Source organism: Streptomyces sp. NPDC104096, assembly GCF_055584385.1.
The window spans coordinates 1-7,539 of record NZ_JBVJMD010000120.1 but is presented as its reverse complement, the minus strand read 5'-3'; the positions used below and the strand labels follow the sequence as shown (position 1 = coordinate 7,539).

Genomic DNA, 7,539 nt, shown 5'->3' with positions numbered 1-7,539 from the left:
GACCTGGAACGCCGCCCTGGAGACCGGCGGCGTCCTGGTCTCGGACAAGATCAAGCTGCACTTCGACATCTCGGCGATCAAGAACGCCTGACGCGTGATACATCGCGGCCGGTCCCGCGCCGGCCAGGTGTCCTCGAAGCCCCACTTTTGCCGACGCCGGGAGTGGGGAGATGGGGGAGGCGGGGGGAGGCCCATAGGATGTCCCCTGATCATCACCTGGTGTCCGTGATACGTAAGGCCCGCCGCCTCGGCGGCAGGTTCCGCCACCGGCCACCTCGCCACCTGGTGTACGGGATCAAGGCCCTGATGGCGGCGCTGGTCGCCTGGACCCTTGCGGGCGCGTGGGCTGCCGACGGGCGCCCCTACCTGGCGGTCGCCACGGCCCTGCTCATGGTCAACGCGGACACGGTCTACCGATCAGTGGCCAAGGCGCTGCAGAGTGTCGTCGCGAAGGTCGCCGGCCTGGCCCTGGCCCTCATGGCTGTCCAGCTCCTGGGAGCAACTGCGGGTGCCATCGCGGTCATCGTCCTCGGCACCGTCCTGGTGGGTCCCCGCCGCACGGCCGACAGCCGTCGACAGGTCGCCTCCACCGCCGTCGTCGGGCTGGCCGCCTTGGCGGGCGATCCCATGGGCGGCCTTGTCGCCCCTCTGCTCCAGACACTGAGCGGCGCGGTGGTGGGCATCGCGGTCAACGCGCTTGTCCTGCCCCCGCTCCATCTGGACGAGTCCGACTCCGCCGTACGGAAACTCGCCCACGCCATGGGAAAGCTGCTGAGCGACATGGGCGCCGGTCTGGCCCGCGAGCAGCTCGGAGCGAAGGCCCATGTCCGGCTCCACCGGGCGCGCGAACTCGAAAAGCACCTGACGCATGCGCAGGAGCAGGTACGGCAGGCCGACGAGAGCCTGAGGTGGAACGCGCGCTCCGTCGCCCGAGCGCGACGCGGCGATGTGACCTATGGAGAACTGTTCAGCGCCCTGCGCGGAGTGCTCCTCCAGGTACGCGGAATCGCCCGGACCCTCGCCGACAACGCCCACGACCGCCGCGCCGATCACCACCTGGGGCACCAGTTCCTCGATCGCTACGCCGAGACCCTGCAACTGGCCGGTGCGGCGGTCCGGGGACTCGTCGAGCCGTACGAGGTAGGGGGCTCGTCGGAGACGGACGCCCGGGAGCGGCTGCGCAAGGCGATCGAGGGTGCGCTGACGTGGCACGAGGCCATGACGGAACTGATCCACCAAGGGACTCTCACCAAGCCCGGCGCCTGGCACGTCTACGGCTCGCTCATGACGGACGTGGAAAGGCTGCTGTTCGACCTGGAGTACGCGGGCACACGCCGGACGCGTGGTCGGGACGCCACGTCGTGGATCTCGGCGACGTAGCCATCGAGGAGCTCTGCGGTGACGCCGTGACGGCCTGCCGAAAGGCGGTGATCGTTCTGGCTGCTTCCCGTGCCGCTTTGTATCGGCCTGAGCCAGGGCAGGGCCGTAGTGCGCGCCCCCCTGCAGGCAGGCGCGCACTCGATGCGAAATACGACCGGCGCATGACGCATGAGCCTTGAGCGGTAGGGTCGGCGTTGTGGGCATGAGCCTTTGATGAGCGTGTCCGGTCCGCGGTGGCCGCGCTCCTGTACGCGGCCGGTGAGTCGCAGACCGAACCGGCCGCTGCGCTGGGGGTGAGTCAGGCTCAGGTGAGCCGCCGTCGGTCCGGCTCGGCCGCGTGGAGTCTGGCGGACTGCGACGCGGTGGCCGCCCACTACGGCATCGACGCGCTCGACCTGCTGGCGGGCCCACCCGGGCCGCGGAGTCGCTGCCCGCGGAACGCCGCCGGATCCCCGGCCGCCACGCGGGCGGCGCACGTCCTGCGGCCCTGCGGGACGGGGGAGAGCGATGACGGACTTCGGTGCGATCGACGCCCTGCTCGCCTCGGCCGGGCAGGAGGCGGTGCTGCCGCCTGCCGAGCGGCGACGTGCCCTGCGTGAGGGGCTGAACCTCTCGCGCCCCCAGCTCGCGCAGGCTCTGGGTGTCAGCCCGTGCACGGTCGTCGGCTGGGAGTCCGGACGGGACCGCGTCCTCGGCGAAGGTGGTGTCGCGGACGTGGTGCAGGGCCTCAAATCTTCCAGGGATCGCGCACGAGTCGGGCGAGCCGGGTCGAGGCGGCCTGCTCGGCAGTCAGGCTGGTGACGGCGTAGACGGTCTTGAGAGTGGTCATGCCGGTCTTGCGGTCGGTGTACCGACGCTTGACCTGGACGGCCTGGCGCGCGCCGGGGAAGAAGAGATTGATCACGGTGGCGACCTTGACCCGGCAGATCTCCGAGCGGCCGTGGCCAGCGTTCTCAGTACGGCCCTGGAGAGGGATGTCGTTCCAGGACAGGGACTTGAGCTGCTTGCGGTTCTTCTTCTGGTTGCCTTTGACGATCACGATGCGGTGGGCCTTGCGGGCGAGGAGGTAGCCGGCGCCTTCCCGCTGGGTGTGCATCGCGTCGCTGGTGGGCGGCGAGCAGGTGGATCTTCCCACCCTTTGGCCCTGGCCGCGTCTCGCAGGCTCTTGCCGTCCACGGTCAGACCGCGAAGCCCGGCGGTCCCCGCCTCCTTCGGTCGGTGATCTGCCAGCCAGCGTCCGACGGCTCGGCCGAGTGCATCGGCGTCGACACGGGCCGGCAGCCGCCGGACCGCCGTCTCGGCGAGCAGAGCACGCCGGGCAATCAAAGGGTCGGGACGGGCACCGAGTTGTCGGAGCACGTCGGTCGGGGCATCGGCAATCCATTCGCCGGCCGCCAGCAGCGAGGTCGCTCCGGACAACACGGCACACGCGGTGAGTGCGAGCACGACGGCCAGCGGGTGACGTACCCCGCGCGGATCACGTGGACCAGGCACCCCGACCAGCCGCTCAAGCAAGCTCAAGACCTCCGTGGATACGACCTCGGGCCGCTCGCGGAGCTGGTCAGGAGCAGGCGGGATCAGCGATAAAGCGTCGGCAGGCACGGTCTTCCACTCGAATCACGAAACGCCGAGAACTCCATGATCTTGGAAGCCCGTGACTGTCACACTTCCAGTCTCCGCCGCATCTCCTCAACGGCATTCTTAAGCAAGGGAGTTGTCACCTATCCAAGGAACGCCGCAGTGGTGGTCACGAACCGGTCCGCGTCGTCGCGCCAGGGGAAGTGCCCGGCCCCGGGCTGGACAACGATCCGGGCGTTCGGAAACAGCCCGGCGAGCTCGGCCATGGTGCGCGGCGGGGCACCGAGGTCGACCTCACCGGCCAGCACGAGCACCGGCTGTACAAAACGGGCGAGAGCGGCCCGAGTCGCGTGCGGATCGAAAGCACCTTCGGCGCCATACGCCGCCACGACCTCCAGGTCATGCTGCTCTTGGTCAGCCGCCTGATGTGCTTGTGCCGCCGCGTCCCAACGCCCGTAGGAGAACGGCGCGATCGCCTGCCAGCTCTGGGCGGTCGCCTGGCCCGCTACGATCGCTTCCAGAGCCGCGAACGCCGCCGGGAACCACGGCTCGCCCCGGCGCAGCAGCGCAATCTCGCGCCGGAGCTCGCCCGGGATCGCGATACCGACGGCGCGGACGCTCGCCGTGATCAGCGAAAGCGTCCTCACACGCTCCGCATGGCGGGCCGCATACAGCGCGGCCAGATTCGCGCCAGCGCAATGCGCGAGCAGATCCATCCGCTCCAGGCGCAGGTGCGCGCGCAGGGCCTCCACATCATCGACCAGGCGATCGCAGCGGTAGCTGGCGGCGTCCTCCGGCACCGCGGACTGACCGGTGCCGCGCAGATCCAGCCTGATCAACTGCCGGTGCGCGGACAGCCCACCGAGGTCGCCGAGGTAGGCGGAAGCCGTCGGCCCTCCTGGCAAACAGACCACAGGCGGGCCGTCACCGACTACGTGGTAGGCAAGCTTGGTTCCGTCGTACGCGGTGAAGAAATCCATGCCCGGCAGCCTGAGGGAGACGATGAGCGTTGGCTATCGTTTAGCCACAGCTACACGATAGGGGCGCCCGGATGGCGGTCGAGATCAGGTTCACCGCGGCATCGGTCGCCAAGGTGCGGTTCGCCATCTCACCGCTGGGCGAGACGGTACTGGCACTGCGGATCCTGCTGGGCACCGGCGGCCACGCCATCCACCAGCCATGGGTACGCCAGTCGCGGCCGCTGCTGGCGGACGAACGAGCACTGCCGCTGCTGCGTGCACTGATCGCGGGACCGTTGCCGTCGTTCCTCTTCCCGGTACCGGAAGAGCGGCTGACGTCGATGGCGGCGGAGTTGGACCTGCTGCGGGCGACAGAGGAGGACTTCTTCCGGCGTGAGTACGGCGCAGTGCTGCGCATACCGGCCGAGGAGGCCCCCGAGCCGGCGACGGTGCTGCCGCGGCTGGCGGCGGCGCTCCTCCGCTGCTACGAGTTGATGATCGCTCCGCACTGGGGCCGCATGTTCGCGGTACTGGAAGCCGACATCGGCAGGCGGGCGCTGACCCTGGTGGACGGCGGGGTACAGGCACTGTTCGGCGCGCTGCACCGGGATATCGCCTGGGACGATGGCCAGCTGGTGGTGCACGGCCGGCGGACCCCGCACTCCGTCTACACGGTGGACACCGGCAGACATGGCCTAGTCGTGCTGCCCAGCGTCTTCAACTGGCCGAACGTGGGTGTCGACAAGTCCCCGGTCGCCGCCGCGTCGATCCGCTATCCGGCCACGGGCGTCGGCCTCCTCTGGGAGCCGTCCCCGCCCCCACTGGCGGGTCTGGCCCCAGTGCTGGGCCACACAAGGACGGCACTGCTGGCCGCCTTGGCCGAACCCTTGACGACCTCCTCCCTGGCCACACGCCTGGGCGTAACCCCCAGCGCGGTCTCGCAACACCTGCGCGCGCTACGAGGGGCAGGCCTGGTAGCGACACAACGCAATGGCCGCACCGCGCTCCACCTACGCACGGAACGAGCGACCCATCTGTTGGACGCCACCTCTCCGTAGAGCCGCCGGCAGAATGCCCAAGCCTCACCTCCACCGATCCCGGAGCGGTTCATGAGAGCCCGGATGGTTTTCTCAAAGGACGGGCCGGATGCGGGAGCCGTCGTATTCGCCGAATCCCGCGTGCAGGGTCGTGTTGGAGGTGTCCGACGATCGCTACGTGTCGTCGCGAGCTCGGACGAAGACGTAGGGGTCGGTGTCGCCCGTCGCGTCCGATGCGCTGAGATCGACGCTGTGCTCGGCCAGCACCTCCACAATGGCGCTATGGACGTGCCGGAGCACCGTTTCCGCGGTTTGCGCGGCTTCGTTGGCGAAGGCGTGGCGGGACCACGACGGATGAGCGGCGCTGGAACGCAGGCCGAAGGGTTCCGGCGGGATCAGGCGTCCGCCGAGTAGGTCCAGAAACGGTGCGGGCAGGAGAGAAAACGGCGCCCGGGCCATCTGGCGGCACACTTCTGTGGCATCCACCGGGAGTTCGGTGTGATGGAAGGGGCCGGCCTTCGCGCCTTGGCTCCAGTGCGAGGAAGGCGGACTCAACAGATAAGGCGAGATGGGGCCGAGAGCATACCCGTCCACGGTGACTTGGAGAGTCCAGTCCTCGATGACCACTCTGATGAGCAGCGTCACGACGCTCTGGCCCAGCTGCAGCGGGAACTGAGCCACGAGGAGGGACTTTCCGGAGGCGGACGTGGACAGCAGCTCCTCAAGACCGGCGGGACCAACCGTGAAGGCGTGTGTGTCCGGTCCCTCGGGACTGGAGTGCAGAGGATCAGCGAGGGGGAACGCAGCCCACTGGCCGACGGTCATTAGTTCGCCAGTCGCCATAGCGCGCATCCGTCTCGCAACGCCGCTCACCACCTCCCCGACACGGAAGGGGACGATGACCCGGTCGTCCCGATCATGCAGTTCCTCTCGCAGGAACCAGCTGCCCCACCTCGCGCCGAGTCCCAGGACGGCACCGCTTTCGTCATAGAAGACGACATTGCCTTCCTCCTCGGCGTCCAACCGGGCCAGTGCCTGCCGGAGAGCCTCGGCCTTCACATCCTTAGGACCGGTGGGTACCGCCTCGGGAACTTTGGCCCCCAGGTCACCTTCGTGGACACGGTTGGCATGCTGGCGCAGTGTTGCGGCCGACCTCACGCTCCATTCACGTGCGGCCAGCCATCCGGTGTAGGGGGCCGCCAGCAGCAGGCGGACGTACCAGGCTCCCGACCCGTCGACGAACGGTGGCGACCACAGCAGCCACGCGCCGAGCAGGCCCACCACCGCAATCGGGAGCCGGCCAAGGCGCGGAAAAGCGCTACCGGCCCTGAACGCGAGCAGCCAGAGCAGGGTGCCGGGCAGGAACAGCCAACACGTGACGATGACGATGGCCGCGAGCGCCCTGTCCCGACGCCGGCGGATGGCCGAAGCTGCCAGGCAATGCTCCACGACGCGGGAGGCCGGCATGCCGAAGGAACGGACGACTCGGGGGTGTTGGCCGCTGAGAGTCCTTCGCTGGACGAGTCGCGCGAACGCTTCCCCCGCGTCGGGAGCGAGGAGGCTGGAGATGCCTTTTCTCCAGCGAGATCCCGGGAAGATGTCCAGAGCTGCCTTGAGCGGCAACGCACGGTAGGCCGCTGCGGCCAGGGCCTGTGTGGCGGACGGCAGGACAGCCGGCGTGGCGGGTGCGAGCAGCATCGACTCACTGAGAGGTGTGCCCAGGGCACGGCGGACCTGCTCGATGGCGACCCACCCCGGATGCGGTCCGCGTACGACAAGAGGGCGCCGCGCTCTGTGATCCCGGAAGAACTTCGACAAACGGCGCTGCGCTTCAGCTGGAGACACGGGCGCCGCCCTCGCCTGCCGCCGCGTCAGGAGCACCTGTCGGGAGCGTCTGTGCCTGCGGTGGAACCGGCGCGGACGCCGGTGGCGGCGCGACGGATCCGTTCACTACGTTGAACAACAGTGCCGGAGCTGAGGCTCCCACGACCAGGATCGCGTACTGGCCCTCCACTTGCCCCGAACCGCCGAACAACACTCCGCCCACACAGCCGAGGACCACATGCAGGGCGGCACCAACGAAATCGCCGCGCGTATAGTTCAACGGCGGCTCAGGACCAGGGGGCTCCTGCGCCAGGCGCGCACCGCACAAGGCTCGCCAGGCCATATACCGCTGGTAGAAATCGACCAGCCCGGCCAACGCACCGCCGGCCGCCCCGTAAAGGGCACACTGCCAAAGTGTCACCGGTGAGGGCCCCCATTCCCCTGGCATCAGCACCGCGCAGTGTTCCACGTGCCTTGGGAGTGGCGTAAGTACGCCTTCGGCGTCGTGTACATCCCCAACCGTACGAAGGTGTGCCAGCCTGCTGCTCCACGGAGAGTTGAAACCATTCGCGAGACTGCCTCCAGCAGAGCCTCGTTGCGGGTGTGTTGCAGTCGTCCTTGCCGGCGTCGATCCCGCGCTTGCAGGCCCCTAGTCTTCCGAGTCGGGAATTCCATTCAGATGTATAGGCTTGCCCTATGGCACGGATGGGGCGGCCGAAGGCCGAGTTGACGCTGTCGGACGAGGAACGGGCCGCGCTCGA

Annotated in this window: 6 protein-coding genes and 3 pseudogenes; 5 read left to right on the top strand and 4 right to left on the bottom strand. The window is 68.8% G+C overall.

What is annotated here, in order from left to right:
- The 4 genes and pseudogenes from ACZ60B_RS42205 to ACZ60B_RS42190 all read left to right on the top strand — a co-directional run.
- Positions 1–91: pseudogene (locus ACZ60B_RS42205) on the top strand (YceI family protein); the annotation flags it as partial.
- A gap of 128 nt (positions 92–219) precedes the next feature.
- Positions 220–1,380, top strand: a complete 1,161-nt coding sequence (locus ACZ60B_RS42200) for an FUSC family protein (RefSeq protein ID WP_469397209.1) — start codon at positions 220–222, stop codon at positions 1,378–1,380.
- 233 nt (positions 1,381–1,613) lie between these two features.
- Positions 1,614–1,891 (top strand): annotated as a pseudogene (locus ACZ60B_RS42195) (helix-turn-helix domain-containing protein).
- A pseudogene (locus ACZ60B_RS42190) lies at positions 1,888–2,064 on the top strand (helix-turn-helix domain-containing protein); the annotation flags it as partial. The pseudogenes ACZ60B_RS42195 and ACZ60B_RS42190, both read left to right, overlap by 4 nt.
- A 43-nt stretch (positions 2,065–2,107) precedes the next feature.
- On the opposite strand, the gene ACZ60B_RS42185 reads toward ACZ60B_RS42190, so the two are convergent.
- From ACZ60B_RS42185 to ACZ60B_RS42175, 3 genes are all read right to left on the bottom strand, one after another.
- Complete coding sequence (locus ACZ60B_RS42185) at positions 2,108–2,515, bottom strand: ISAs1 family transposase (protein WP_469397213.1); 408 nt, start codon at positions 2,513–2,515, stop codon at positions 2,108–2,110.
- Complete coding sequence (locus ACZ60B_RS42180) at positions 2,416–2,982, bottom strand: transposase family protein (RefSeq protein ID WP_469397207.1); 567 nt, start codon at positions 2,980–2,982, stop codon at positions 2,416–2,418. The genes ACZ60B_RS42185 and ACZ60B_RS42180 overlap by 100 nt, the downstream gene beginning before the upstream one ends.
- A 119-nt stretch (positions 2,983–3,101) precedes the next feature.
- The gene (locus ACZ60B_RS42175; RefSeq protein WP_469397204.1) at positions 3,102–3,938 is read right to left on the bottom strand and encodes an alpha/beta fold hydrolase; all 837 of its coding nucleotides are present in this window, start codon (positions 3,936–3,938) and stop codon (positions 3,102–3,104) included.
- Positions 3,939–4,009: 71 nt separating this feature from the next.
- On the opposite strand from ACZ60B_RS42175, the gene ACZ60B_RS42170 reads away from it, so the two are divergent.
- On the top strand, positions 4,010–4,975 hold the full coding sequence (locus tag ACZ60B_RS42170) for an ArsR/SmtB family transcription factor (RefSeq protein WP_469397201.1): 966 nt from the start codon (positions 4,010–4,012) through the stop codon (positions 4,973–4,975).
- 153 nt (positions 4,976–5,128) lie between these two features.
- Here the strand turns inward: ACZ60B_RS42170 and ACZ60B_RS42165 are convergent, their stop codons facing one another.
- The gene (locus tag ACZ60B_RS42165) at positions 5,129–6,652 is read right to left on the bottom strand and encodes a hypothetical protein (RefSeq protein ID WP_469397199.1); all 1,524 of its coding nucleotides are present in this window, start codon (positions 6,650–6,652) and stop codon (positions 5,129–5,131) included.
- Positions 6,653–7,539 lie beyond the last annotated feature (887 nt).

Bases quoted from the DNA above. Each gene is read 5' to 3' on its own strand.
- ACZ60B_RS42170 (WP_469397201.1), top strand. From the start codon at position 4,010: ATGGCGGTCGAGATCAGGTTCACCGCGGCATCGGTCGCCAAGGTGCGG.
- ACZ60B_RS42165 (WP_469397199.1), bottom strand. From the start codon at position 6,652: ATGCTGCTCGCACCCGCCACGCCGGCTGTCCTGCCGTCCGCCACACAG.
- ACZ60B_RS42175 (WP_469397204.1), bottom strand. From the start codon at position 3,938: ATGGATTTCTTCACCGCGTACGACGGAACCAAGCTTGCCTACCACGTA.